We start from the raw sequence: 25,149 nt of genomic DNA on the forward strand, positions 1-25,149 counted from the left end.
CCCGCCACGGCGACCCGCTCGGCGCCACCTCGACTCGCCCCAACACCGTCACAGCGCGATCCTCCGTCCGCGCCCCCGTTCGGTTCGAGAGGCTCGCCGAAGTTCAGTCAACTAGCCGCATGATGATTCGCAAGACCGGCGACACCGTCGAGGCCATCAACAAGTTGGGCCTGGTGGTAGGGGTGTCCGCAGCGGTGGCCCGTGCAGCTGGGTCCATCGACGGTGACTTCATCCTTGACGGGGAGATCATCGGCGATGTGCTGTACGCCTTCGACATGTTCGAGTACGCAGGCAATGACCTGCGCGACAAGCCCTACCGCGAGCGCTACCGCATCCTGCTCGATCTGATCGCCCTGAACCGCGATGACGCGATCGCGCCGACCCACAACTGGACCTCCCAGAGTGACAAGCGCCGGAAGCTGGCCGAGCTGCGGGACGCCAAGGCCGAGGGCGTGGTGTTCAAGCGCCTGGATGCACCGTATTCGCCGGGGCGGCCCAACAGCGGCGGCCCGCAGCTCAAGTTCAAGTTCGTCGAGACGCTGAGCGCCCTGGTGACCGCGGTCAACACCCAGCGCAGCGTGGGCCTGAGCCTGCACGGCAACGACGGCCTGACCTTCGTCGGCAACGTCACCATCCCCGCCAACCACAACGTGCCGCCGGTCGGCGCCGTCGTCGAGGTCCGCTACCTCTACGCCGCCCCGGCGCTGTACCAGCCCGTCTACCTCGGTGTACGCGACGACATCCTGCCCGCGGAGTGCGTGATGGCGCAGGTGAAATTCAAGAGCGGTATCGACCGGTGACCCCGGCGAGGATGCTGCCGAAGGACGCAGCCGCGGCCCTCGCCGGATTCGGCACTCAGCTGCCTGGATGGGATGCTTCGGCCGTGTCTGAACTTGTACAGCTTTGGCGTGGCGCCAACTCGAAGAATTTTAGGGCCGACCACCTCGAACACTTCCCCGAGGGGACGTCGACGGCCGACATCGCCTCGTGGATTCACACCAAAGAACCGGACCTGGCACTTGACAGAGAGAACCGAACGTTCTCTGACCTCATCGTGTTCGTCGAGATTGCACGTCGCAATCCAGGCTCCGCGACGCAGATCGGCCGGCTGGTCCTCACGATCACGAGCTGAGAGCTGCACCGGGCGTCCGCACACCGGCGGCCCTTTTCAACGTGGTGGCCATCCAGGCGCTGCTCTGGCAGTCAGCCGCAGCCCGAGATCACCAGTCCGAGATCACCGTTGAGGACCCACCCATTGGCTCTACCCCGCGGTAGGTCTCGGACAACGGGTCGTTGGCCGCGTTCGCCGGGATGTAGTTCAGCGTGGCGGCGTCCTCGAGGTTGATCGGCGTGAGCCGGTGAATGTCGGCAACCGCCATCTTGGCCAGGTCGACCCAGCCGTCATCGCGGTACTCCTCGTAGGGGTCTTTCTCCGCGGGGTCCACCGGCATCGGGTACTCCAGCGAGGCCCACAGCCGCGGGTAGAGCCGCGGAATCCGGTCGGACACTTCCCGTTTGAACTGCTCCCAGTTCGGGCGGACGCCCGGAGGGAGGTTGTCTGAGATCGTTTCAGCTGGCGAGTACGACCAGTACGACTGGTAGATCTGAGCGGAAACCCTGCCGGAGTCGTCGGCCACAGTCACCAGTGCCCGGCCCGGGGTCTTGGGAGAGATGGTCCCACCCAAGCGCGCCACCTCACCTTGAATCTGCTCAGGAAATGCTTTGCGCACCACCATCGGCCCCGGCTTACCGAGCGACTGCACCACCTTGAACATGTCGAGCCAGTCGCTCGGCACGGTGTCGGCTTTCATGTCCTGGGTAGCAAGAATGGCGTTGACCCGGAACTCCCGGCCCACTTTGAGCAGATCCACCATGTCACGTTCGATGAGCTGAATTTCCCTGGGCTTGAACAGCGCTTTCATATTGGCGCGCACCGACGCGAACTCGTCGAGTACCAGCAGGATCGGCGTCATCGTCTCCCGCCAGGACGTGTCGCCGCGCTTGCTCATCTCCGTTCCGCGGCGCTGCCGCTGCTTGAGAATCAGCCACACAAGGTGAATCACCAGGACGTGCTCGTGGAGGTTCGACGACACCGCAGAGACGTTGGGGAACTTCATAAACGGGCTGTAGTCCGTGCCTTTCCCATCGACAGCGAACACCCGGTACCCGGCTGCGAAATACTGCATCAGCTCGGCTCTGACCGCCACGGACTTGCCGCCGCCGGTTGCGCCGACCACTTCGCGGTGTGGAACGTCTTTGGGTTTGATCCTGATCGGGCCGTTCTCCCCCATCCCGATGGCGATCGACAGTCGGGGGAAGTTTCGCGCAGCCTCTTCACGGGTCTGCACGACCGGCCACATCTCAGGCATCACCAACGACGGGACCGCAGCGCCCCTGGTTGCGACCAGAGTGTCGAGCTGGCTGTCGAAGTCGATACGCCAACCATCGCCGAACGGGGTGGCCAGCGCGTCGTTGATGCGGCTCTTGGTCGCCTCAGTCGCGAAAAAGCCCGGCTGCAGTGAGCGCAGCCCGTAGGCCGTCAACTCGCCGCGAGCAGGGTCGTCGCCCTCGAAAGCGAACTCGCCGACGACTGGCACCAACGTCTCGCTGATCGAGTGGGCGATCCGCAGCAGCCGCATGACCGACGGATTCGACGTGTCCAGTCCGGGTCCGGTGAACGCCTCGCGTCCGTGGCCGGCGTCCATTGCCAGGCCGGCAAAGACGTCGACCGCGCCTCCTGCAGCGGCGCGCATACGCTCATGGGCTTTCCAATGCCGCCGAGCGCGGTACATCAGTCCCAGACCACCAACTGCGGCCACCCAGCTCACCGCGGTTCGCACAGGGGCGTCGGCGCCGAAGCCCAGGGTGGCCACCGGAGCGAGTAGTCCCGCCGCTGCCAGACATCCCAGGCACAGCGCCTGGGACTGATGCGAGGCTCGAGCGAAACCGCTGGTGTCCCGGTCGGATTCGGGGGTCATCGACGATTGCCATCGTCGCGGCGGTGGTGGCGTCCGGGCGGTGTCACGTCCTCGCTGGGAATCTCGACCTGCGGTAACGGCTGCGGCGGCGCAGCCGGCGGACGGTCAGGTCGCGACTTCTGCCGGCGCGGGGGCTGGGGCTGCGGCTCCGGAGGTGGTCCCAGGACCGCCCGCGGAGGCAAGTTGGCCTGCCGTCCCCTCTGCGGAACCTGTAGCGGCGCCACCGGAGACGACGCGGGCCCGGACCGCCGCGGGCCTGGGCCAGGACGAGTCGGCGGCACGGGGTCCATCGGCGGCAGCTGCGGGTTCGCCGTCGGCGGCACGGGGTCCATCGGCGGCAGCTGCGGGTTCGCCGTCGGCGGACGCAGCGGTGTCACCTGCGCGACAGCGGGTCGGCGCGGCACCGCTGCGGGCGCTGCGGTGGTGTCGGGAGTGGCCAAGCCTGGCGTCGCCACGGCTGGAGCGGGCGCCTGACGCACCTTCGGAGCCCCGGCGGCCCGCCCCGGCAGGGCGACCACTTCGCCCAGTCGCAGGTCGACACCCTCGATCGGGGCCGCCACGGTGCCATCGGCGTTGACGTCCTCACCGATCAACGTCCGCCGCTCGATCGGTGTCAGCTCCCACAACACCCGCGAGGTCTGCGCGTCGGCAGTCACGATCACCTCGGAGCGACCAGCCGAGGTGTCCACGGTCAGGCTGTTGGTTGCACCGCGCCCGGCGGCGCCGGCGGTCACCAACAGCACTGCCTTGCCCGCGGCCAGACTGCGGTGGCGCTCCCACCACTCGGGGGTGCACACAACCACATCGGCCGGTGCGGTCTCCACATCGCCGAACGACAACGTCGATGTAGCTCGGTGGGTCACCATCCGCTGCCACTGCGGATCGTCGATCATCACCGCGATGCGGTGCTCCTGTGTCGACAACCGACCCACCATCTGCAGTGCGAACAGTGTCGGGCCGGCCAACCACAGCGGCTCGTCGGCCGGGGAGACCGCGACGAACACCCGTGTCTTGTCGGCACGGGTTCCGACGAACAAGCCAGCCCCGCCGGCCGGGATGCCGAAGCCCAGGAGCCGGTGATCGTCGATGAGAACCCCCGTCGAGCGCAGCGGCGTCTGCGTTGCGCACGGCAGCGCGCGACTCACGCCGGGAACCTGCTGGCCGCCGGCCACCCGCAATCCGTAGCTCTCCGCTTTGGACAGCGCATCACCGCCACGCACCAGGTAACTGACCAGTGGCTGAGCTTTGGCGAGACCGGAGCCCTGTGGGGTCAGTGTCAGCGTCGTGTACTGGCGGTGTGCCTGCAGATGGTTCCAACTGCCGGCCGACTCAGCGTTCCAGTGCCCGCGAGCGGGAACGAAGGTGCGCGTGTGAACCCCCGATGTGGGCCCGCAGTTGCGCCACTTCGGTTCCGCGAGGGGACGTGACACCTGGGCCAGCACCGTGTCGTGGAAGTCGCGCACCTGCTGAGCGCTCATCAGCCGGCCGCCGAAACCCTGCTCAGCCAGCGAGTGACAGACACGGGTGCTGGCGATGGTCAGCGTCTGGCACAGACCGTCGGGCAACGAGGCCCGCCGCGCCCGCGAGTACGCCGGGCCCAGGATGTCGGCGTCAAGGTCGAGTGACACGGCGATCACCGTGGTCCCGCCCAGCGGCACCGATACCGGACCGATAAGGGTGTCGAGCACCCCCGCGGCCGTATCGCGGTCGGCGAACTTGTACCCCACGCAAATCACGTCGATGCGGGACAGACCGATGTCGAACTGGCGAAGCTGACGGCGCAGCACATCCGCCGAGATCATCGGCGCCTTGCTCACGCCGGTGGCGCTGACATCGGTGACCTGCCACGGACGCGGGGTGATCTCCACCAGCGCAGTGGCCGTGCGCCCGTCGAAGACGACTCCCACGCCGTCGCGGGAAAACAGCGCCGCCTGATCGGGTAGCCGACGCTGCGACAGACGCATCGCCGTCCACTGACCCACGGTGCGACCACGCACCTTGCCGCCGATCGCCGCTACGATCGCTGCGGCAGCTGCCGCACCAATTCCCGGATGCATTCCCGCGGTGCCCAGGACGGCGGCCGTCGACGCCGCCGAGGCCATCAGCCCGGTACGTGGGGTCAACGTCAGCAGCTCACGCGCCGGTTCGGCAGTGCGCGTCGTCCGCTGCGGCACGCTGGCCACAGCGCCGGATTCCTCGGCGCGCCCATGTCTACGTCGCAGTGCCATCACCGGTTCTCCTCTCGGCGGTTTCCGCCACGTGCCAGGGCGACCACCACGACGACGAAGATGACCCCGCCGAGAACACACATCGCGGCCAGCGCGATGTCACGGCCCAGGTTGTCCGCCGGCGGCGGGGGCGCACCGGGAATCGCCGCGATGGGCGGAACACCATCGGCCACCATCGGGATCTGATCGTCGATCGGGGCCGTCAGCGCAGCATTGGGATCGACAACGCCCGCTCCCATCAGCGAACTCATCGCCTGCGACGGGGAGTGGGCGGTGCGCTTGATGCGCTCGATGACCTGGTGGGAGGTCAGCTCGGGATGGCGCTCACGGATCAGCGCGGCCAGACCTGCCACGTAGGCCGAGGCGAAGCTGGTCCCGGCTATCGGCTCGATTCCCTTCTCGGTCTGCTGTGCGTTGATCAGCGAACCGTCGATCTTGGCCGGATCGAGGCTGACCACGTTGATCGCCGGGGCTGCCACGCTCACCCACGGCCCCGACATGGACCGCACATACGGGTCACCGGTCAGGGTCGTGCCGCCAACGCTGAGCACGAACTGCTCAAACAGCGACGGCAGCGAGATCGACTCGACCTGGCCCCACCCGCGGGTATCGGCCGGATCAGCCGGTGAGGCGTCGGGGTTGGCGGCGCAGTCACCACCGACGTTGCCCGCCGCGGTGACGATCACGACGTCCTTGACCACCGCGGCGTAGTACAGCGCGCCGGCCAATGGGTGGAGATCCACCGGGTCATTGGGTTTGACACATGCGGTCACCGAGATGTTGATGACGTCGGCGTTGAGGTTGGCGGCGTGCACGATCGAACGGGCCAGCGTGGTCAGGTTGGATGCCGCCTGGGCTTCGCGTGCGTTTCCGGTGCGCGCGGCGTCGACTTGATACGCCGCCGAAGTCTGGCGGATCGAGACGATGGTGGCATCGGGCGCCAGGCCCACGAACCCGTCATCCGGCGACGGCCGAGCCGCGATGAGCCCGGCGATCAGCGTTCCGTGGTGGTCGCAGTCGAACAGTCCATCACGTCCCTCGATGTAGTCGCCGCCGCCGAGCAGCTGCGGCAACCGGTCGTTGCGGTTGACTCCCGAGTCGATCACCGCGACTGTCTGCCCTTTGCCGGTGGCGAAGCCGTGCAATTTCTTGACACCCCACACCGTGTTGAGCGGCACGGAGTCGAACTGGCTGCCTTCCAGCCGTCCCGATGTCGCGCACAGTGCGGTCTGCTTCATCGGAAACTCGGGGCCGGGCGGCGTATCGGCAGGGGCGATGTCGACAGCCGGGTCATAGACGTAGGGCGCCAACGCCGAGGCCGGCGGGACGGGTGTCAGCAAGGCGACGATGGACGCAACCGCCGCTGCGTGCAGCACCCGCCGACCGATCCCGAAGATGCGGGCGCTCATCGGTTCCGCACCTTCGACCAGCCGTCCATGATGAGCACCAGCAGCGGGAACACCGTCACCACCGCCAGCGTGGCCAGAATCTCCAGTCGTCGCTTGCTCAGCGGCGAGTGCAGTGTCTGAGCGCGGATCGCCCAGATCGCCGAGAACAGCAGGCCTACCAACAACGGGATCGAGCCGGCCAGCAGCACGGCGGTGTCGGCCGGCGTGGCCGACAGCGAACGGCCGATCAGATATGCGGTCCAGGCCAACGGACCAGTGATCATCAACGGCAGCGCCGCTGCGCGCACCACCAGGCCACGCCCCACCGCGACCACCACGACAGATGCGGTAGCCACCAGCGCGAACATGTGCCACTCGTAACTCGCGGTGAAGTAGCCGCCCGCCGCCGCGGCGGCGACCAGCGACAAACCGGCGGCGCTGACCATGCCGATCAGCGCGTTCAGCGTCTCGATGACTCGTGCCTCCTGATTGAGCATCGATTCGATCGCCGAGGCCGAGGTGGACCGCCGCGAGACCGCAGCCACCGACATGTCGTTGCGGCGCAGCAGCGGCTCGCCGGTCGTCGGGAGGTAGTTCACCCGCACCCGACCCACCAGCCGCGACGTCTGGGTGCACCACAGGATCACCAGAAGGCTGGTGAACGCCAACTGCGCGGCCACAGCCTGCGGGGACACCGCCAACACCATGTGCAGGAGGCCGACCAGGACCGCATAGAGCGCGACGGCGCCAACCCCGACATGCAGCCCGGCCGGACGGTTTCCGGTGATCGAGGACAGCAGCACCGCCAGCGTCCCGAGGGCAGCAGCGACTGTCGTGAGGTGCCAGATACCGAGATCCCGCGGAACCGCCAGCAGGGCCGACGAACCCGCTGCGATGTAGGCGGCGACACACAACCCCGCGGAGACATCGCCGTAGGTGGTTCGGGTGTGGGTGAGCACCGCGGCGACCGAGGCGCACATCGCCACCAGTGCGGCCAGTGCGGCACAGACGATCCAACGGGCGCTTTCCCCCGACGTGAGCACGTCACAGATCCCGATCACCGACACCGCGGCGACGGCCAGCGGGAGGGTGAACACCCCGAGTCGGCGTGTGTCACGCCCGTCGAGGACGGCGAACATTCGCTTGGACACCTCGGCGGTCCCGTCGGCGAGGTCGTCGCGCAGAACGGGGTATGACTCGGTACGTGTGCGGCGGGTCAGGTACAGGTCTGAGCCGGGGACGATCCCGGCCTGGTCCAGGGTTGCTTCCGGGTCGAGTCGGTCGCGGATCGGCCCGGCCTCCAGTGCCCACTCGACGCGCGTGTCTGTCAGGTAGTCGGCACTGGGTCCGGTCTTGACGATGTCACGCAACTTGTCGCGCAGCTGCGGCAGTAGTGCCACCACCGGAGTGTGGGCATGGAGTTTGCACTGAAAGGCGGTGTCGCGGGCGTGCACATTCACCGCGACGAACGTGGTGTCGCTGAGAACCGAGGTCGGCTGTGTCATGTCTGGAGGATCTACCCGACGCCGAGTGCGGTGCCGGTTCGCGGCGCGTGCGCATTGATGGAGGCGCCAGGAGCAGCCGTCGCCGTCCGTCCTCGTTTCAGCTGCTCCTTAGCACGCGGAGCGGACATGCCATTAGGGGCTAAGGTGCTGCGTTCGTGTTTTCGATGCCGTAGGTTTCTTTATCGGTCGGGGAGGAAAAACAGCCGCAGAAAGTGGACATAAACCATGGTTAAATCAGCCAAAACGGCTTTAGACGGCTGGAAAAGACTGGGAACACTGATCCGCGCAACCCGCATCGAGCAAGGTTTCGCCAATGCCGATCGGTTCGCCGCGCAATGCGGTGTGGCGCTGCGGGTGGTCTCCGACCTCGAGACCGGCAAACGCACCAACTACAAGCTGGAGACGCTGGCCAAAGTTGAGTCTGTTCTCGGTTGGCCGTCCGGTACCGCGGTCCAGGTGGTTTCCAATGAGCGCTTCACCCCGCCCAAGAAGGCGGGGCCCTCGAATCTCCTTTTCAGACAGGTCCATCAGGACCGCAATCCATACCTGGTCGAGGTCGACGACGCTGAACGACTCATCACCATGCTCCTCGAAATTGCAGGTCGATCCGGCACTCCCGGCAAGCGGCCCCCTGGCGCGAAAACCATGGACCTGGCAGCCACAGCGCTACCCTTGTGCCTGCCTTACCTCACACGCATGGTCGAAGACAACTGCCTTCCCGGCAAAACACTCAATCCCGCAGTGCGGCCACACTACGAGGCGATTCTCACGCTGCTTGACACTTTCGCACCGACTGATGGCACCGGCGACTACGTGCGGTGGCTGGCCGGCGACCTCCCCAACACCCCGAAACACATCGCCGACCTGTACAGCAAGCGCCACATCGCCGCACACCGCGGACCGGTACCGCGGCGGGTAGGGCGTAGGCAACGGTCCGCCGATTCAGACATCGGCGACTGAGGCCGCGACGGTCAGCCGGGGCCTGACCAAAATCACTGTGACGTAGCGCCGTTGATCCGAGACCCGCGTTCCTCGGCCAGGTACTGCACGATCACCGCGGCGGGCACGCGGCCGCGACTGCCGACAGGTATTCCCCGCGCCCGCGCCCACGCCCGCACCAGTGACGGGTCAACGACGTTGCGCGGGCGCCGGGCCACCGCGCGTCGGCCAGCTCTGATGTAGATCGCCATCTGCTCGCGCATGGTCGCTGCGTTGGGCGCCGCAAGATCGATCTGGTAGGCGATCCCGTCCATCGCGAACTCCACGGTCTCGTCTGCCGGCAGGGTGTCGTCGAGGTCGTCAATAAGTTCTTCCCGCATTCTGCGACTCACGTGGAATATCCCTCCGCTTTTCCGACCGATAATCTCTGGATAAACACCCCGGGAAGATATGTCGCAGTTAACGGTAACGCCGCACGCGACACTTCCGCGCCTACGCCACCGGTGACGCTTCGCTACCGGCCGGAACCCGCAGCTGCAGGCAGCGCTCGCAAAACTTCGCTACAATAGTTGTAGTCATGTTTTAGTGCGCGAGAGGAGTCCAGCCGTGCAGGAGCCGATGCACGCGACGCTCGCACAGCACGACCGCCTGTCACTGGCCGACATCGCGGCTCTCTACGGACTCAGCACATCGACGGTGCGCACCTATAACGGCCAGGCAGCCATCGCCAGACGCAACGGCACCGCCAAAGCCCACGACTTCCCCGCCCCAATTGATCGCGTCGGCAACTCCCCTGTCTTCGACGCCCTCGCCGTCCGCGACTGGTTCGACCACCGCCCCGGCCGCGGAGCCGGCGGCGGGCGACCGCCCAAGACCCCGGCCAAGGATCGTCCAACGCCGACACCACGCAAACGGCGACGCAAGAGTTCAGGAGCCTCACCCCCAAGTGATGACGAAACCTTGGCCCGGCGTGTGAAACGGCCCAGCAAGGAGACACGATGAGTGACGACAACCACGGACGACGCCGTAACCGCCACAGCGCGACAGCGGTGTACACCGTCACCGACGACCGTGGCACCGCAGCGTGGACTCGGTCCGTCCCGCGGCGCGGGCGCCGTGCCGCCCCCGCGCCCGCGGACACCGCGACCGTTGCCGGTGGGTGGCTGTTCGGCCCCGCAGAGCTGGTGTCCGCCGTGCGCCAGACACTCGACACCGCGCGCAAGGGTGAGCACGAAATCCGTTACGGCGTCTGGGCGCAGATGCCGGCAGACCGCGACTGCGCCGAGGCAGTGCTAGTCGCCATGCTCCTGGCGATGCCGCAGGGCAGTGTCGCAGCTGCGGTCTGGGACATCCTGGAAACCGAAGTGGTGCCAGACGGCGCCATACGCTGATCAGCGAGCGGCTTCGCGCGAATCCAGCAGCCTCGGCGCCGATGCCAGAAGCGCCAGCACCAGTTGGCGGTGCTCGGGATCTGCACGGCGCTGCTGTTCGGCCCAACCTGATTCCGGGTTGTCGGTCAGACCTCCGAAACGCCCGGTTGCCAGTGCCTCCATTCCCACCGAAAAGACCTCGGTGTGAGGCTGATTGGGCCCGTAGTCCCGACCGATGTAGGGATCGACGAAGGAGTCCTCGCGCACCGTCTCGACTGCGCGGCGCCCGCGCCGGACACCGGTGTTGTAGACCGTGGGATCCAGTCCCGCGGTGCGCCGCGCCAGAAACGCATGGCACGCAGTGGCGATCGCCGGTGCCTGCTCCTCGATGCGGTGGGCCATCTCGTGAACGGTGACGTTGTCGGCCCCGTTGGTGGTCAGTTCCGCGACCGGGTTCCCCGATAGCGGCGGCACCCGCTTCTTACTAACCACGAAGAGCATTCCGTCGACCGCCCGGATCTCGGGACTTGATCCCATCTTGGCGGCAAATCGTTTGTCCATGTATGGATTGTGCGATGGCGACCATGCGGCGAACGCGGCTTCGAGTGCCGCGCGATTGGCGGCGGTGTCGGGCACCCCGCCGCGCGACGGAGGGGCGGAGCGGGCTTCGGTATACCGGGACGCATAGCCGGCGTTCAGCTGAATCCTGCTGGATCGCGTCTCAGCATCGGTCTCGTCATCGGTCTCGTGATCGACGGCGCGTGCCGCGGCGATTAGGTCGCTCGCGTCCAGGTAGTGCGCGGCCGGCACTCGCTCGTGCGCTCCGCTGGGCTGGTAATGCGCCCGCGAGGACGTGACACGCACACGCAGCGGGCGGCCATTGTCACGGGCTCGTTCGACGAGCTGGTCCGGGTAGGCGGAGTGGACAGAGTCGACGAACTGCGCCTGTTTGGCCTTGGTCATCCCGGTTCCCCACACCACGGGCTGCGCACCCTCGCTGAGGTCCGTTGTCCCGAAACTCAGATCGGGGTTCGCCTGCTCCAACGTGGACCGCAGTGCCGCGGCGTGCGCCTTGGACCGCTGGGTGCGCACCAGCTGTTGTGCGTCGAGCAGGGTGCGGGTCATGGCCTGGAATCGCCCCGCTGCTTCGCGGTCGAGGCGCCCATCGCGGATGCGCGTGTACACGTCGCGAGCAGTCATCACCGTGCCGTCCTGGTGGGCGAAATCTGCGTCCACGACTACGCGCGCGACCCAAGCCGGGGACCCGACAGCGTCGCGGTCGTCGGGGTCGGGCAATGCACGGCGCAAATGCTCGTGCAACGTGACGTCGGCGACCGCAGCGAGATGGCGACCCTCCTCTTGCAGCGCAGCCTCATAAGCGCGCCGCTGCGGGCTGTCGCTGTACGGGGACAGCCCGGCCATGGCGGCGTAGGCCGTGCGAGTCTCCTCGGCTGACAACTGTGCACGGACGGTGGCGTAGGCGCGCACCTGTTCGCAGTCCTCATCCGACATCTCGGCTATCGGACGGCCGTAGCGGTCCTCGATCAACGCATCGACGACGGTGCCCAGCGGCGGTGGCGGTTCGGGATCGGGCTCTACTTCGGGTGCGGGTGCAGCCGCGGGATCCAGATCCAATGCCGCTGCGCCAGCGAGGTCTTGCTCACCCTCAGCAAGCGCGGCCTGCATCTGCTCCTGGACCTCGACGAAGCGGCGGGTGAACTCCGCGGTATTGGCTGCGCGACGGGCAGCTTGCGCGTTGCGCGCTGCGTACCGCGAACGTGCATAGGCACGGCGGCGTTCACCGCTGGCGCATGGGCACCGTCGCCCGCCCTCCGACATCGAACGGCACATTGGCCTTGACCTCCCGTTTCGTCGTCCCCGGTCGAGGATCGCGACGGTAGGTGAGTAGAAGATCAACCAGGTCGCGCGACGCGTCTGTACGGCCGATACCGGATGCGGGAACCCAAGCGATGTGGCGGCCCTACCCGCCTGCACCGACAGCGCGACGCAATACGCATGCGCCGCCAACAGGCGGCGCCGAAGAAGCCGGACCAGGTCAGGGACGTGACATCACTGGAATTCGACACGCATCCATGGGTAAGCTCACTGACGACTCGCTCCTTGAGTCGGTTGAGATGTCAGCGGTGAACGGTCCGGAAGCCTGCGAAGGCGACCGGACCGTTCTGCTTTCGGCAGCGCAGCACCTAGCGGCGAAATCGGGGGCGGCGGGCAGGAGCACGACGCTCCCCCATCCGCGGGGCGTCCGCACACACGCCGCGCTGGCATTCCACGCCAAACGCGCACAACGCACACAGCACGGCGGCGTTTCGCACGTGACCGGTATACCCGACGCTTTCGTCGCGCTCACCGCAGCATTCGCACGACAGCTTGCCCTTCGAGCCCCATTCGGCAACCAGCTCGGCGAAGTGCTCGACCCGCTCCTGGTCGGCTGCCGCGCCGATGCGCCAGGGCGGCACGGGTGTCAGCGGGTGAGCCAGTGCGTCCCAGAGGAGCAGGTGATTGAGCCGGCGGTTGGAGGCAGCTGCAACAAACGACTGTCTGTTGGGAGATTGTGACATCGGCGCAACCCTTTCGTGATTCTCTATTTTAGAGAATAGATCACGGCGAGATCAATCACTGTCAGCGACAGCACTGGCGTGTCGCACCGGTGCTGCCACTCGCCAAGTGGCGCCTCAGTTCGAAGTGTCAGACGCTTTGGATGAAACGTCAGAGACGGCGACCGTCTCCGCCCGCTGCCAGCTCCCCGGCGCCCAGACGACGTATACCGGCGTCCCTTCCCCTGCCGGCGGGTCCCCGTAGGTGGCGATACGCAGGCAGCCCTCCCGGTCAACTTCATCGACTTCACAGTGCGAGTAAGAGACGGCTTCCCCACCTGCGATGGGATACACGTCCGTGCGGCGGCTGCCAGAGGCTTGACGGTGCGTCGTGCTCATGATCGAAATCCTTTGCAGTAGTTCATATGGCGGATTGGCAGGTGGCGATCAGGCCGTGCGAGTGACATCGAGGCTGCGAAGGTGCGGCGCCCCCGGAACGATCAGCCAGTTCGCGCGGCGGGAGAATCCCGCCGAAGTCAGGGCGTCGTACGCGCCCAGCTCATCGACAACGCCGTTGACGTCGGCGATGACATCACCGCTGCTGGTGCATTTCACCCAGAGCGAGCCGGTAACGGTGTTCCAGTGGGCGGTCAATAGCGCGCTCACCGCAGGGGCTTCCGCGTCCCCGACGCACCCTGGGATGCGCGCACGACTTGCTTATGGTCAGCAGTTGGCATCGACTTCTCCGTTCACTGGCGCCGGCGCGGCTGATCTCCGCGCCGCTGGTCACGGGAATGTCTACGCACCCGCGCAGCACGGAGGCGAGTCCTGCGCACGCCACGCCGAGAACACACCGACACACCTCTGCTGCGAACGCCGACGAAGCCGCGGCCGTCGCGTGAATATCGCAGCCCGCGCAAACGTTTGAGTCCGCCGCGGGCGGTGCCGATCAGTGCACCGGAACGCCGACATCGGCTCACTCCACTGGCGCAGATCGCACTAACTTCTCCGGTTGGCGCACCGTTGACCTGCGGAAAGTGTCAGAGTTTTCGGTGATCTCGGCGTGAGCTGGGCGGTTGCGTTGATGTCGCCAGAGGGGGGAGGGGGTCTGACGGTAACCGTCTTTATACGGTGGCCTGTGGCGTGGCTCACAGCGGTTTATCGGAGCGGTGAATAGTGGCAGTTTCTCTTACTCGTTTATGTTTTTAGTTAGTGTATCTAGTTATATGTATTAATCAGGCAATCCTACTTTTACGCATCCGACAATAATGCCGTTTTTGTAGCGAAAAGTGTTTCAGTGAATTTCTTCATGATTGACGACCCCCTCCCCCTTCTCGCGACATGGATGCTGCGCTGCAGGTAGCGCCGTGATTGCACGCCGTGCTGACAGTTTCCGCTGGTCAGCGGTGCGTCAACCGAAAATGTTCATGCGTTCTGCGCCATCGGTTTGGCGTCCGACAACTGTCTACGAAATCCTGTGAGCTGGGTCACTCACATTCTGGCCCTGCTACAACCGTCAGCTGCCACACCGTGACTCAGCTAACCGCCCGTCGCGCTGCTGATATGCCCTGCGCCCGAGTCGAGTCGCGCTCAATCCCAGCGGGGAGCAGGTGGCACACTGCCGCCATGTCCGCGCCCCTGCCGCCCGTGTTGGACCCGACCGCTCGGGGCCGGTACATCATCGGGCTCGACGTTTCGCTCACCGGTACCGGCATCGCCGCACTCGACGTTCGCACCGGTGCGTTGCTCACCGCAGTGCACGCCTCCCCAACCCCCGCGGACGATGCACTGGGCGCCCACGTCAACCGCCACCGCAACCTGACCGACGGGATCGTCAACCAGGTGCTGGACTCAGACCCTGTGCTCGTGGTGATCGAAGACTTGCAGTTCTCGGTCAAAGAGAAAGACAGCTCGCTGACCCGGCGCGGATTCCTCTGGTGGGCCGTGGTGGAAGGGCTGTGCCGCGGCGGGGCGCCGGTGGTCCGTGTGGCGCCGCAGCTGATCAAGCAGCTGGCCACGGGCAAGGGAAACGCCAGCAAGTCCGAGGTGGCAGCGGCGTACGCGGTCGCCTGGCCCGACGCGGTTCGTGGGAAGAATCTCCAGGACCGCGCCGACGCAGCTTTCGCAGCCGCGCTGGGTGCAGCTCGAATCGACTGTGACGTACTGCCGTTCAGACTCACCGTCAAGCAGCGTAAGGCTGTTCACGCCGTCGGCGCTTCGACGATCCCACCCCGCATCGGCCATTCGGTCGCGGCCTGAGATCCGTTCGCCCTCAACGGGCGCTCGTGCACGATTGCTGGTTCTCCGCGCAGCGCACGCGTCGGCGTGTCGAACTCGGGCCTCCGAACACGTCGGTGGTGATCGTTACCTTGGCGCCATGACGTCACCACATGCACTTGCCGGTGCACCGGCAATGGATCCGGCATCGCTGGCCGCAGCAGCTGCCGCCGTGGTGCTGACCCCGCGTCCTGCGCCAGTCACCCCCGTCTTTCCAGGCGCGACACCGCCCGCGCTGACACTGGTCCCACCTCCAGCGACCGCCGCGCCGGCAGCCGCTGCGCCGATGCCCGCACCCGCGCCTCACCCGGTCGCTTCCGCAGCGCCGGCGATCGGCACCGTCGCGGTCACCACGCAGGCCGACACCGCAGCGGTCGCCATCCCGGCACCACCCATCGGCACAGTTGCATCCCCCGTTCCTGCACCGCCGCACGCCATCGGAACCGTCGGCCCCTCGGCCCAGGCGAACATTGGAACCGCCGCAGTTGCCCTGCCTGCCCCGCCCGCCATCGGATCGGTAGCACTCACACCCTCCCAGCAGCTCGACCGCATGGAGGACCCGCCGGCGGTCGCACGCGTCCCCTACGCGCCGCCGACAGCCGCGATCCCGGACGCTCCCCCTCCTCCTGGCAAGTGGGTGGCGAAGTACACCCGCGACATGAGCAAGTACGTGGTGCCCGGGCTGGACGGGCTGCGCAGCACCGAGACGTTTGTGCGTGCCACCACGCACGCCAAGGTGCTCGACGACAGCACTGCACTGACGAAGTGGCAGTTGCGTGGCACCGTATTGGGCCTGGCCCGCAACCCAGAACTGCTCGACGGGCTGGACCTGGGCGGCGCCGATCACGTCAACGAGCTGACCTTCGGCTCCAAGCTCGCGCTCAGTTCCGTCGGCAACGCAGCGATGCGCCGCGCCGGTGGTGACGATGGCAGCGACTTCGGGACCAAGCTGCACGGCTATGTGGAAGCCCTCATCGAGGGGGTGATCCCGTTCGATGAGGTGCCGGAACTGTTCAAGCCCTATGTCCGCGTGCTCTTCGCCGCAGTTCGCCGCCACGGGCTGAACTTCGTGCGCGGCATGACCGAACGGACGGTGTTCATTCCGGCCACCGGCATGGTCGGCACCTTCGACTTTCTGTTCCTCACCCCGCACGGCGAGTTGATCATCGGCGACCTGAAAACCTCCAGTTCCATCGACTACTCGTGGCTGGCGATCGGCGTTCAGTTGGCGCAGTACGCGCACGCAATCATGATGCTGTCCTGGGACGGGTCGTTCTGGGAACAGATGCCCGAGGTGTCCAAGGTCTATGCGGCGGTTGTGTCGGTGCCCAAAGACGAGCCGTCGCCAGTCGCCCGGATCTACTACGTCGATCTGGCACTGGGCGCCGAGCTGGTCGACATCGCAACGCGCGTACAGGGCATCCACGAAACCTCTCGCCGCGTGGCAAGCACTGGCGAGCTGCGCACGCCCGGCGACGAGTTGATCGCCTGGGCTGCCGGTGATCCGGTAACGCTGTCCGAAGCAGCCTCCATGGTCTGAGGAAGCGGCGGTCACCGGTTCGCCGGCTCGCGCTGCGCACCTTCATCCACAGCTGGGCTGGCTACGATGCCGCACACCGCTGCCGGAAAGGAAGACCCGTGGACCCTGTGAACGTTGATGTTGAGACTCGACACACCCCTGTCAACCACCGCGGACGGCGATGGGCAGAACGTGCGGCGGTGCTGGCCGACCGCCGTGGCGACACGGCGCTGGACACCGAGACCTATGTCTGGTTGGTGTGGGCGCACGCCCAGCGCCGCGCCGGCCATCTGAACGTGGATCAGCAGCAGATGCTCGGCAAGCTGGAATCCCCGCTGCGCAATGTGGCAGAAGGGCCGTGGGAGCGGCGATTTCGTCAGATCGCCCTGCGCGATATGTCGGGCCTCACACTGGCCGGACAGTGGCGGACACAGTGGTTGACCCGCCAGCGTCGCGCCCGCGCCCAAGGCACGTTGGATCACGGCAAAGTGACGCTGCTGGACCGGTTGCGTGGATTCGATTGGGCGCCCGGTGACGCCCAGTGGGAGGAGACGTTTGCCAAGGTGGCCAGCTTCGCCGATGAACACGGCCGCATCCCCAACCGCGCGGACGACGTGCGGATGTCGAACTGGCTTGCCACACAGAGGCTCGCGCTGCGTTCTGACCGACTGCGCTATGACCGGGTCCAGGCGCTGACCGGGCTGCCCGGGTGGTCAGCTGCGATGTCCTCGACACGGTCACGGCAACCGTGGGAGCGCCAGTGCGAGCAGCTGAGGGTGTTTCTGGAGCGCGTTGGCCGCTACCCGAGCACAGAGTCTGCCGATCCCGCCGAGGTCAGCCTTGCCCGGTGGGTGACCGCCCAGCGCGATCAGGTCCGCCGCGACGGACTGGCTCCTTACCGGATCCAGGCCCTATCGGCGCTACCCGGTTGGCGGTGGTCCGCACGCGACGCCGCGTGGGACGAGCGCTACGCCCAGCTGCGAGCAGAGATGTCGAGATCCGGCTCGATCGGCCCCAACCACCCGCTCTACACGTGGGTCGTTGCTCAGCGGCGGCGCCATCGGGACGGACGGCTGCGCCCCGAGCAGATTTCGGCACTGCGGGAGCTGAATCTGCTTGGCGAACGGTTGACTTCGGCGGCGTGACGCGGGCGAAGGCTACTGGCGCGTCTGGATTTGTGCGCGGACACGTCGTCGCGTGCCGGTTTTGATGCACGTGCATGTCACAATGCATTGACCAGAAGGACGTGACAGTCGCCGCCCCTGAAATGTGAGGACCACCGTGTGCGTTTCGGTCAATGAGTTCGGATCGACAAACCGTGCCCACCGCCGCTGCTCCGTGAGTGCGCACACCCGGGCAGCCGCCGCCGCCTCGCGCCAGGAGAACCGCGCCACCATGCGTTTCGTCCGCGCCAACGCGGGTGCGATGTTCGGGCCGGCCAGTGCATCCGCAGTCGGGACGCTGGCTCCGTCGATGCTGAGCAACCTGGTGGTGAGCCTGGAAGCGGTCTCCCCCGGTATCGGCGCCGACCTGCTGCGCTCCCCCTCTGGAGCCCTGCGCCGCGTGCCGGGCATGCACAACAACGTTTTCACCGAGGTCCGCGAGGACTCCAACCCTGCCTCGGCGAAGATCAACGGCGGCAAGGACGATCCGCGTGCGGTGACCCAGATCCAACTCGCCTCGGCACTGTGCGAACGGGGGCTCATCGAGCGCGGCGCCATCGTCGATCCGCTGGAAGCAGCCGCGGAGCTGGACCGTATCGAGACCCGGATCGATGCGATCGCCAGTGGCGCGATCGTTGCTCCGCCGCCGGGCACCGCGTTTGAGGAGCTGCCTCCCAAGGCTCAGCAGTTCTACCGCCGGCACACCATCGACGATGTGACGGCGCTGACCGCCGTGTCACAGCGTCTGTCGGACAGGTTGTTCGAGGACGTGACAGTTCAGGCGCAGGTGGCCGCCTCTCCGCGGCGGCCGGATCCGATCATTGTCGCGATCGGCGGCGACCAGGCCCACGTGCTTACCGCCGGCGCACTGCTGTCGAAGGCGGGCAACGGCGCGCCGGTGCAGATTGCCGAAGGGGTTCTGTTGGCCCGCGGCGACAACGGTGCGCTGTCGGTGCTCGTGGACGGACTGCGCCTGCCCGTCGACAACGACACGCGTGTCAGTGATCTGCTCGCACGCATCCCGGCTGTCGATTTCGACCAGTTCACCCGAGTCCCGGCTGGCGGTAACGCCTCGGGCCTGAACACTGTGGTCCAGTCGATGATGGTGGGTAAAAGCCCACGTGCGCAGTCGATGCGGTTGGCCGCCAAGCGCCGCATCATCGAACGGACCTTCTACGGCGACACGGCGATGAGCTACGCCGTGGGCGCCGATGGCCGGGCTCAGCTGCTGGCCGGCAAGGCTGCCGCACACACAGCTGAGCGGCTTTCCTCTCGCCCGCACAGTTCGCGCCACCGCGCTGACACGGAAGCCCAGACTGCGCGTATCGAGGGCTTCGACGTCGCACGCAACTTGCGCTACGCACGCGCTGCGCGTCAGCAGTTCCTGGCGAGCATTCCCTCCGCACTGATCGCCCCTCGCGCCGAGGAGGTCAGTTTCAAGCGCTATGCCGGCCCGATCAGCACCGACGACCGCGCGGCGGTGGCACGGTCGGGATTCCAGGTCCGCCACCCCTCCCACACTCTCGACACCGACTATCCGGCGGTGCGTGCGGCGTTGAGCACGGTGAAGTGGGAGACCGCCTCGCCGGTGTCGGCTACCCCGGGGGGAAAGGCACTATCGCCTGAGCACATGGATGTGCGGGCCGAAGGTGCGCGGATGGTCACCGCAGCCAATCAGGTCGCCCGGCATGGTCGCAATCCTGAGCTGGTCTCGGCGCAGGCACTCATCGCCGACGCCAAGTTGGGCGAGGCGTTCGCCATTTTCAAGATGGCACGGTCGCGCGATCACTCGGTGCGCGTTCTGACAGCCGCACACCCAGTTCCGGCGACCTACCGGGGCCGCGAAGCGGCGTTCGCAGGAGAAGTGTTTCCAGCCGGGGCGACGTTCAGCACGAAGGGTTACACGATGGCCCGCAGCGACGGCGCCGTGCGCGGCGGTGCAGGGCGCGTGCGTGTGCGGTACCTGACCAGCGACGGCATGCCTGTCAGCGGTGGTGATGTCATCGAATCCGGTGCGACTTTCCGCGTGGTTTCCAGTGAGGTGGCATCCGACGGCACCGTAGAGGTCCGTGCGGTCGCCGAGCAGGTCGCTGCGCGGGTCCAGCAGCAGTACACCGCCGCGAACAACTGACCGTGCGACGGTCCCGCCCGGTTGTCGGCGTGTCGTCTCGTGCCGCGAGGTGCCACCATTGCACGTCGATAGCTTCAAAACTCAACCGGCCGGGTTGCCGCTGCCTGTCCCGGCACACCGACGACTTTGGAGCGAAGAACCGATGACTACGACGACATCCGACGCATCACCCGACTTTCCGGTACCAGAAGGGTTCTTCGACGAGATCTCCGCGGCGCTTCGGACCGAGACCGCCGAGGACATCGCAGAAACCGTAATCGCCGCCTGCATCAGCCGCGGGATCGTTCACCCGGAGCTGGAGGAGGATCCCGACGACGAACTGCGTGCCGTGCAGATGGGCGAGGTCTTCGCGTTGGTGGGGGCGGTCTCCGCGGCGGTGGCCGACGGCACGATCATCCCGGCCGGCGTCCGAATCCTCGACACGATGGACCCCGACATGGAACTGGCGTGGGAGGACTTCACCGATTCCGCGTCCGATCCCGAAGTGGCTCAGGCCGCAGCTGAGATGCTGCGCACCGGATGCGCACAGCCGGCACCGGCACCGGCCGCAGTCCCCGGCAGGTAAGCACCAGCTCGGCTGCCGCACCGAAGGACCGACCTAACGGCCATCGGCACGCTGCCTGGTCTCGATCTCCGATCCCGGCAGTGGGTGTATCTCAGGCCGAAATCTGAGCACGTTCGCCGATGCGGAATCCGATCGCGGACAGCACCGCTGTGTCGCTGCCGTCGAGTTCGGCCAGCGTCCACCACGACGCGACCTCACCATCGGGGTACGCGGCGTAGGCGTAGGTGATGCCGAACCCGTCGATGATCACCACGTCGTGATAGCGCTCGCCGTCATCGGCGGTGACGTGCTGATCGAGCCGATAGTGCCGTTGTGGGGTGCCGATAGGGCTCCACCGGCGATTGGCTGTCACCTCGGTAGCTGTCGACGTTGGCGTCATGGTGGCGGTTCTCCTGCTGCTAGAAGAAAACTGGTGAGTCTGCGGCATTGCCCTGGGCGACTGACCGGCGCGACGCTGTGACGTGCTCATCGCTGCGCCTCGTGCAGTGGCGTCGCTGGCACGCCCTGGTCGCCCGAAAGCAACCCGCGGACTTTGCCAGCAAACGCACTGACGGTCACTCTGGTGACGTAGCGGCACCTGTTGCGGGGAGCGCCACGCTCGCCAAGGTGGCGCACACCCGCATCAGCCGAGGCCGCGAGAGTCTCCGCCACGCTGTCAAAAATTATGCCGCCCAACAGATCCATCCCCCCGCACCAATTTTTTGACATCGCCGTCGAATTCCATTTATAGACAACACCACCGACAAGACGCAACATGTACTCACGTAAACGGCAAAGGAACCTCGCCACACGGATACCAACGGGCCCCGATAACCGCCCGGAGAAGCATCCAGTAATCTCAGTACACGACGGTCCCCCAAACAGAGACGGACGTACATTGCCCACCAGCCGAACCAACGGTGCAGACGACGCCGAATTTCCTGCCCTGGCGCGCAAGATCAACCGGCTGTTCGAAACGATGCACCGCAAAGACGACGCCCCGCTGTCCAACGCAGCGGCAGCCGAGCAGATCACGAAAAAGACGGGCGTGCCCATCAGCGCCGCCTACATATGGCAGCTACGTGCAGGGCGCAAGACCAACCCCACCGTGACGCATCTACAAGCGATCGCGGAGTTCTTCGGGGTGCCGCCGTCCTACCTCATCAACCCGGGCGTAGATCCCAAAGTCGACGCGCAACTGGAGCTGCTGCAGTCCATGCGCGATGCCGGTGTTCTCGACCTCGCCATGCGCGCATCAGGTCTCACACCCGAGTCGATCAAGAGTCTGCGCGCAATGATCGACCAAGCGCGCCGGATCGAGCACTTGCCGCCGGTCACCTCGCCGAAAAGGCAGCAGTGATGGCTATTCCGGCTGCTGAACTGCTCGAGCTCGCGCGTTCTTTACCTATCCCCGTGCCGTGGGACCGGCAGGCTTTCATCCGCAGCGTGGCTGAGATGCGCGGTCGCCCGATCACTCTGCTTCCCATCGACACAGCATCAGAGGAACTGACCAACAGCCCGTGCGGGGTGTGGCTGATGCGCGAGCACGATGACGTAATCGTCCACGAAATGGGCACATCCGAATATCACATCGACCAGATCTGCCTCCACGAAGTCGGCCACATGCTTCTCGGCCACCGGAGACCCGTCACCGAACACCCCGACCAACTGCGTGCTGAGCAGATCGCCGCGCTGCAGGACGTGCTCCCCACTCTCGATCTGGAGTCCATTCACAGCCTCCTACTGCGCAGCCACTACAACAGCGAACAGGAACGCGACGCCGAAATGTTCGCCAACGTGCTGATGGTTGCAGCGGCTGCCGCGGCCGACGAGCAGTCCATGATGCGCGGCGTGTTCTTCCGCCGACGATGACCTCCAGCGTCCCAGAGAACTTCGCATGGCCGCTGCTGGCATTCATGGCGACGGTGACGCTCCTGCGCTACCTGTTCTTCAACCACAGCCAGTGGGAGCGTTACCTCAACCACACCCTGGCTTTCATGCTGGCCTCGAACCTCTTGCGTGAACACCGTGTGGAGATCGCGCTGAGTGATGCCGGAATTCTGTCCATTACTGCTGCCCAACAGGTGTCGCTGGCAATGATGATTTTCTGCGCCGCGGAATTCATGGGGTTCATCACTGTCTACACCCGACTTTCCCCGCAGCAGGCACGCATCCGCCAGCGGTATCACCGCATCGCCGCGCTGGTCCTCGCGGCGGGGTTCTTCGTCGCTGCAACACCCGCGCGCAATGCCGGCCAGACACTGGAAGACCACGGCGGTTGGTGGAGCGTCGCCGCTTGGAGCATCTACGTGTCGATACTTGTCACGCTTGGCACACAGCTGATGTGGATGTGCACCAAGGAACTGATGCAGCCGAGAGCTAAACGCCACGAACGCATGTTGGCGCTTGGCGGATTCTCCATCGGGCTGTCTATCTGGATCAGCAGCATCGAGGCGCCCGTTTTGGCTGCGCTCGAAGAGTTCGGCCTGCTCTACAGCCGCGACTACCGCACCATGCTGCACGGCTTCATCTTCTTCGCTGAGTCCGTCGGCGCGAATCTCCTGGCCTTTTCGCCGTTCCTGGTCGGCGTGGCTTCCCGGGCAGGACTGGACGCGACAAGTCGGCACTGGCGCCAGCTGCAGCCGCTGCGCGACCGGATGCTCGAAGCCGTTCCCGCAATTGCATTCGACATCAGCGCGCCGCGCCCATCGGGTCGCCGCAAAGCGCCCATGGATCTTCACCAGACGGTCGTGCAGATCCGCGACGCCATCCTGCAGCTGCGCGGGTACTTCCGAGATGTCAGCGACATCCGCAGTGCGTTGTTCGTGTCAGAACACCGCGTCCCTGTAGCACAACGCGAACCCGCCCTAGCGGCACTGCAGTTAGCTGATGCTCTACGCGCCAAGGCCGCCGGAGCCGCGGCGGTACCTGTTGACAGCGGCGCCGTCCTCAAGTCGCGGGCCAACACACTTGAAGACGAGACCGCCGAGTTGCTGCGCCTGGCGCGATGGTGGAACCACGCCGAGCACGCCGCCAGCATCGGCCAGCCTGACAACGTTCCCGCTACCCACGCTGCTGATGCCGAACCAACGACATGAGAAGAGACGAGATGAGCGTCCGATGACCACGACAGCGGCACCTCCCCCCGCGACTTTGCCCCACCCGCGCTGGCGTCTACCGCTCCTCGGTGACCTGCTCACCATCGACATGGCCAAACCATCGCAGGGACTCACGCGAGAAATTGTGCGCCACGGCGGGATCGTCGAACAGCGCATTTTCGACTTCCCCGTCGTGTGTATATCCCGCGTTGATTTGATCAACGAAGTCAACGACGAAGCGGTGTGGGAGAAGCATGTCGGGCACTCGCTGCGCAAGCTGCGACCGGTCGCCGGCGACGGATTGTTCACCGCGTTCAACGGCGAGCCGAACTGGTCGAAAGCCCACAACATCCTGATGCCGGCGTTCACGAAGGCCGCGATGGAGGCCTATCACCGGCCGATGGTCGACACCGTCTCCGAACTCATGAATACCTGGGCCGCAAGTGGACCCGCGTGGATCGACATCCCTACCACTGCCAACCGACTCACGACCGAGATTGTCGCCCGCGCAGGTATCGGGCACTCGTTCACCACACTGGACGCGACGGGCGAGGACGAGTTCACTGCAACCGTGCTGCGTGAGATGCGCTACGCCAACCGCCGCACCGACGCGATCCCGTTCTACGACCAGCTGTTCGGGAAAGCTCAGCGCCGACGCCACGTCCGAGACAAAGCGTGGTTGCGTGCGCAGATCGCCGACATCGTCGCCGCTCGGCGCGAGCAGGGACCGCAGTCCGGCACACCGAACATGCTGGACAGGATGCTTGACTGCGCCGACCCAGACACCGGTGAGAAGCTGGACGACGCGAACATCGCCAACCAGATCCTGACCCTGCTCGTCGCCGGTAGCGAAACGTCAGCCAACGCCATCAGCTTCGCGCTGCACTACCTGGCACAGAACCCGGATGTCACCGCCGAGGCGCGCGCTGAGATCGATGAGCGATGGGGAGACCGATCGCTGGACGAGATTGTCTTCGACGATGTGGCCCCGCTGCGCTGTCTGCGCCGCATCGTCGACGAGTCGCTTCGGCTGTGGCCGGTGGCGCCGGGATACTTCCGCCAGGCCAAGATCGACACCGTTCTCGGCGGCAAGTATCCGATCCCGGCCGGAGGGTGGGTGTTCGTACTGTTGGTGGCCGCCCAGCGCGACACAGACACATGGGGTCCAGACGCTGGGGAGTTCCGCCCCGACCGGTTCATTCCAGAGAATCTGCGCGCGCTACCGCCTCGGATCTACAAACCGTTCGGCACCGGAGCGCGGGCTTGCATCGGCCGGCAGTTCGCGCTGCACGAAATCATGCTGACACTCGCCGCGATCCTGCGCAGCTTCGATTTCGAGCCGGAGCAGGGTTACCGCCTCGAGGTGTCCGAGGCACTGACTCTCAAGCCGGTCGGACTACGGCTGGAGATGCGCCCACGCTGACATTCGCGTGTAGATCACCGTGGCACATGCA

General features: G+C 66.0%; 23 protein-coding genes. 14 read left to right on the forward strand and 9 right to left on the reverse strand.

All coding sequences use genetic code 11. From position 1 onward, the window contains the following. Both BN976_RS31195 and BN976_RS31200 read left to right on the forward strand, forming a co-directional pair. Positions 1–800: ATP-dependent DNA ligase (locus BN976_RS31195; protein WP_457920259.1), on the forward strand; the 800-nt coding region annotated here is incomplete at its 5' end. An 11-nt stretch (positions 801–811) separates the two neighbouring features. Next, entirely contained in the window at positions 812–1,132 is a 321-nt protein-coding gene (locus BN976_RS31200; RefSeq protein WP_036377557.1) for a hypothetical protein, read from the forward strand. A gap of 88 nt (positions 1,133–1,220) precedes the next feature. On the opposite strand, the gene BN976_RS31205 is transcribed toward BN976_RS31200, so the two are convergent. From BN976_RS31205 to eccD, 4 genes are read right to left on the reverse strand one after another with little or no spacing between them, the layout of a single operon-like run. Beyond that, positions 1,221–2,978, reverse strand: a complete 1,758-nt coding sequence (locus BN976_RS31205; protein ID WP_145978016.1) for a type IV secretory system conjugative DNA transfer family protein — start codon at positions 2,976–2,978, stop codon at positions 1,221–1,223. Further along, a complete protein-coding gene (locus tag BN976_RS31210; protein ID WP_235622200.1) occupies positions 2,975–5,206 on the reverse strand; it encodes a type VII secretion protein EccE in 2,232 nt (743 codons plus the stop codon). Before BN976_RS31210 ends, BN976_RS31205 begins: the two co-directional genes overlap by 4 nt. Beyond that, positions 5,206–6,615, reverse strand: coding sequence for a type VII secretion-associated serine protease mycosin (gene mycP, locus BN976_RS31215; protein ID WP_036377563.1), 1,410 nt, complete (start codon positions 6,613–6,615; stop codon positions 5,206–5,208). The genes BN976_RS31210 and mycP overlap by 1 nt, the downstream gene beginning before the upstream one ends. Continuing rightward, positions 6,612–8,099, reverse strand: a complete 1,488-nt coding sequence (gene eccD, locus BN976_RS31220; RefSeq protein ID WP_036377566.1) for a type VII secretion integral membrane protein EccD — start codon at positions 8,097–8,099, stop codon at positions 6,612–6,614. The genes mycP and eccD overlap by 4 nt, the downstream gene beginning before the upstream one ends. A gap of 225 nt (positions 8,100–8,324) precedes the next feature. On the opposite strand from eccD, the gene BN976_RS31225 reads away from it, so the two are divergent. Next, positions 8,325–9,059, forward strand: a complete 735-nt coding sequence (locus tag BN976_RS31225) for a helix-turn-helix domain-containing protein (protein WP_145978017.1) — start codon at positions 8,325–8,327, stop codon at positions 9,057–9,059. Positions 9,060–9,091: 32 nt separating this feature from the next. On the opposite strand, the gene BN976_RS31230 is transcribed toward BN976_RS31225, so the two are convergent. Then, on the reverse strand, positions 9,092–9,430 hold the full coding sequence (locus BN976_RS31230) for a histone-like nucleoid-structuring protein Lsr2 (RefSeq protein WP_036377569.1): 339 nt from the start codon (positions 9,428–9,430) through the stop codon (positions 9,092–9,094). A 214-nt stretch (positions 9,431–9,644) separates the two neighbouring features. Between BN976_RS31230 and BN976_RS31235 the strand changes: the two genes are divergently transcribed. Next, positions 9,645–10,040 (forward strand): hypothetical protein, encoded by a 396-nt coding sequence (locus BN976_RS31235; RefSeq protein WP_036377572.1) that lies wholly within the window; start codon positions 9,645–9,647, stop codon positions 10,038–10,040. Then, on the forward strand, positions 10,037–10,429 hold the full coding sequence (locus BN976_RS31240) for a hypothetical protein (RefSeq protein ID WP_036377575.1): 393 nt from the start codon (positions 10,037–10,039) through the stop codon (positions 10,427–10,429). Before BN976_RS31235 ends, BN976_RS31240 begins: the two co-directional genes overlap by 4 nt. Here BN976_RS31240 and BN976_RS31245 read toward each other — a convergent pair whose 3' ends face one another. From BN976_RS31245 to BN976_RS33695, 3 genes are all read right to left on the reverse strand, one after another. After that, positions 10,430–12,247, reverse strand: a complete 1,818-nt coding sequence (locus BN976_RS31245) for a hypothetical protein (RefSeq protein WP_145978018.1) — start codon at positions 12,245–12,247, stop codon at positions 10,430–10,432. A 365-nt stretch (positions 12,248–12,612) separates the two neighbouring features. After that, positions 12,613–12,987 carry a hypothetical protein gene (locus BN976_RS33690; protein ID WP_145978019.1) on the reverse strand — a complete coding sequence of 125 codons (375 nt, stop codon included), beginning with the start codon at positions 12,985–12,987 and terminating at the stop codon, positions 12,613–12,615. A 423-nt stretch (positions 12,988–13,410) separates the two neighbouring features. Further along, a complete protein-coding gene (locus BN976_RS33695; protein ID WP_145978020.1) occupies positions 13,411–13,617 on the reverse strand; it encodes a hypothetical protein in 207 nt (68 codons plus the stop codon). Positions 13,618–14,589: 972 nt separating this feature from the next. Here BN976_RS33695 and BN976_RS31250 point away from each other — a divergent pair. The 5 genes from BN976_RS31250 to BN976_RS31270 all read left to right on the forward strand — a co-directional run bounded on the left by BN976_RS31250 (position 14,590) and on the right by BN976_RS31270 (position 20,618). Beyond that, positions 14,590–15,222 carry a RuvC family protein gene (locus tag BN976_RS31250; RefSeq protein ID WP_235622201.1) on the forward strand — a complete coding sequence of 211 codons (633 nt, stop codon included), beginning with the start codon at positions 14,590–14,592 and terminating at the stop codon, positions 15,220–15,222. A 118-nt stretch (positions 15,223–15,340) separates the two neighbouring features. Next, positions 15,341–16,780, forward strand: coding sequence for a hypothetical protein (locus BN976_RS31255; RefSeq protein ID WP_235622205.1), 1,440 nt, complete (start codon positions 15,341–15,343; stop codon positions 16,778–16,780). A 179-nt stretch (positions 16,781–16,959) separates the two neighbouring features. Further along, positions 16,960–17,904, forward strand: a complete 945-nt coding sequence (locus BN976_RS31260) for a helicase associated domain-containing protein (protein ID WP_051558677.1) — start codon at positions 16,960–16,962, stop codon at positions 17,902–17,904. 193 nt (positions 17,905–18,097) lie between these two features. Continuing rightward, positions 18,098–20,053, forward strand: coding sequence for a hypothetical protein (locus BN976_RS31265; protein ID WP_199559040.1), 1,956 nt, complete (start codon positions 18,098–18,100; stop codon positions 20,051–20,053). A gap of 142 nt (positions 20,054–20,195) precedes the next feature. After that, entirely contained in the window at positions 20,196–20,618 is a 423-nt protein-coding gene (locus BN976_RS31270) for a hypothetical protein (protein WP_051558678.1), read from the forward strand. A gap of 91 nt (positions 20,619–20,709) precedes the next feature. Here the strand turns inward: BN976_RS31270 and BN976_RS31275 are convergent, their stop codons facing one another. After that, a complete protein-coding gene (locus BN976_RS31275; RefSeq protein WP_131805449.1) occupies positions 20,710–20,997 on the reverse strand; it encodes a hypothetical protein in 288 nt (95 codons plus the stop codon). A 498-nt stretch (positions 20,998–21,495) separates the two neighbouring features. Between BN976_RS31275 and BN976_RS31285 the strand changes: the two genes are divergently transcribed. The 4 genes from BN976_RS31285 to BN976_RS31300 are packed head-to-tail and all read left to right on the forward strand — an operon-like array spanning position 21,496 to position 25,118. Continuing rightward, complete coding sequence (locus BN976_RS31285; RefSeq protein WP_036377588.1) at positions 21,496–21,957, forward strand: helix-turn-helix domain-containing protein; 462 nt, start codon at positions 21,496–21,498, stop codon at positions 21,955–21,957. Beyond that, complete coding sequence (locus BN976_RS31290) at positions 21,957–22,469, forward strand: hypothetical protein (RefSeq protein ID WP_051558679.1); 513 nt, start codon at positions 21,957–21,959, stop codon at positions 22,467–22,469. The genes BN976_RS31285 and BN976_RS31290 overlap by 1 nt, the downstream gene beginning before the upstream one ends. Continuing rightward, a complete protein-coding gene (locus BN976_RS31295) occupies positions 22,466–23,695 on the forward strand; it encodes an MAB_1171c family putative transporter (RefSeq protein WP_051558680.1) in 1,230 nt (409 codons plus the stop codon). Before BN976_RS31290 ends, BN976_RS31295 begins: the two co-directional genes overlap by 4 nt. A gap of 22 nt (positions 23,696–23,717) precedes the next feature. Beyond that, positions 23,718–25,118, forward strand: coding sequence for a cytochrome P450 (locus tag BN976_RS31300; protein WP_084182488.1), 1,401 nt, complete (start codon positions 23,718–23,720; stop codon positions 25,116–25,118). The last annotated feature ends 31 nt before the right edge of the window (positions 25,119–25,149 follow it).

Origin of the sequence: Mycolicibacterium austroafricanum (assembly GCF_000612725.1) — a bacterium.
In the GTDB taxonomy this organism is placed as follows: domain Bacteria; phylum Actinomycetota; class Actinomycetes; order Mycobacteriales; family Mycobacteriaceae; genus Mycobacterium; species Mycobacterium austroafricanum.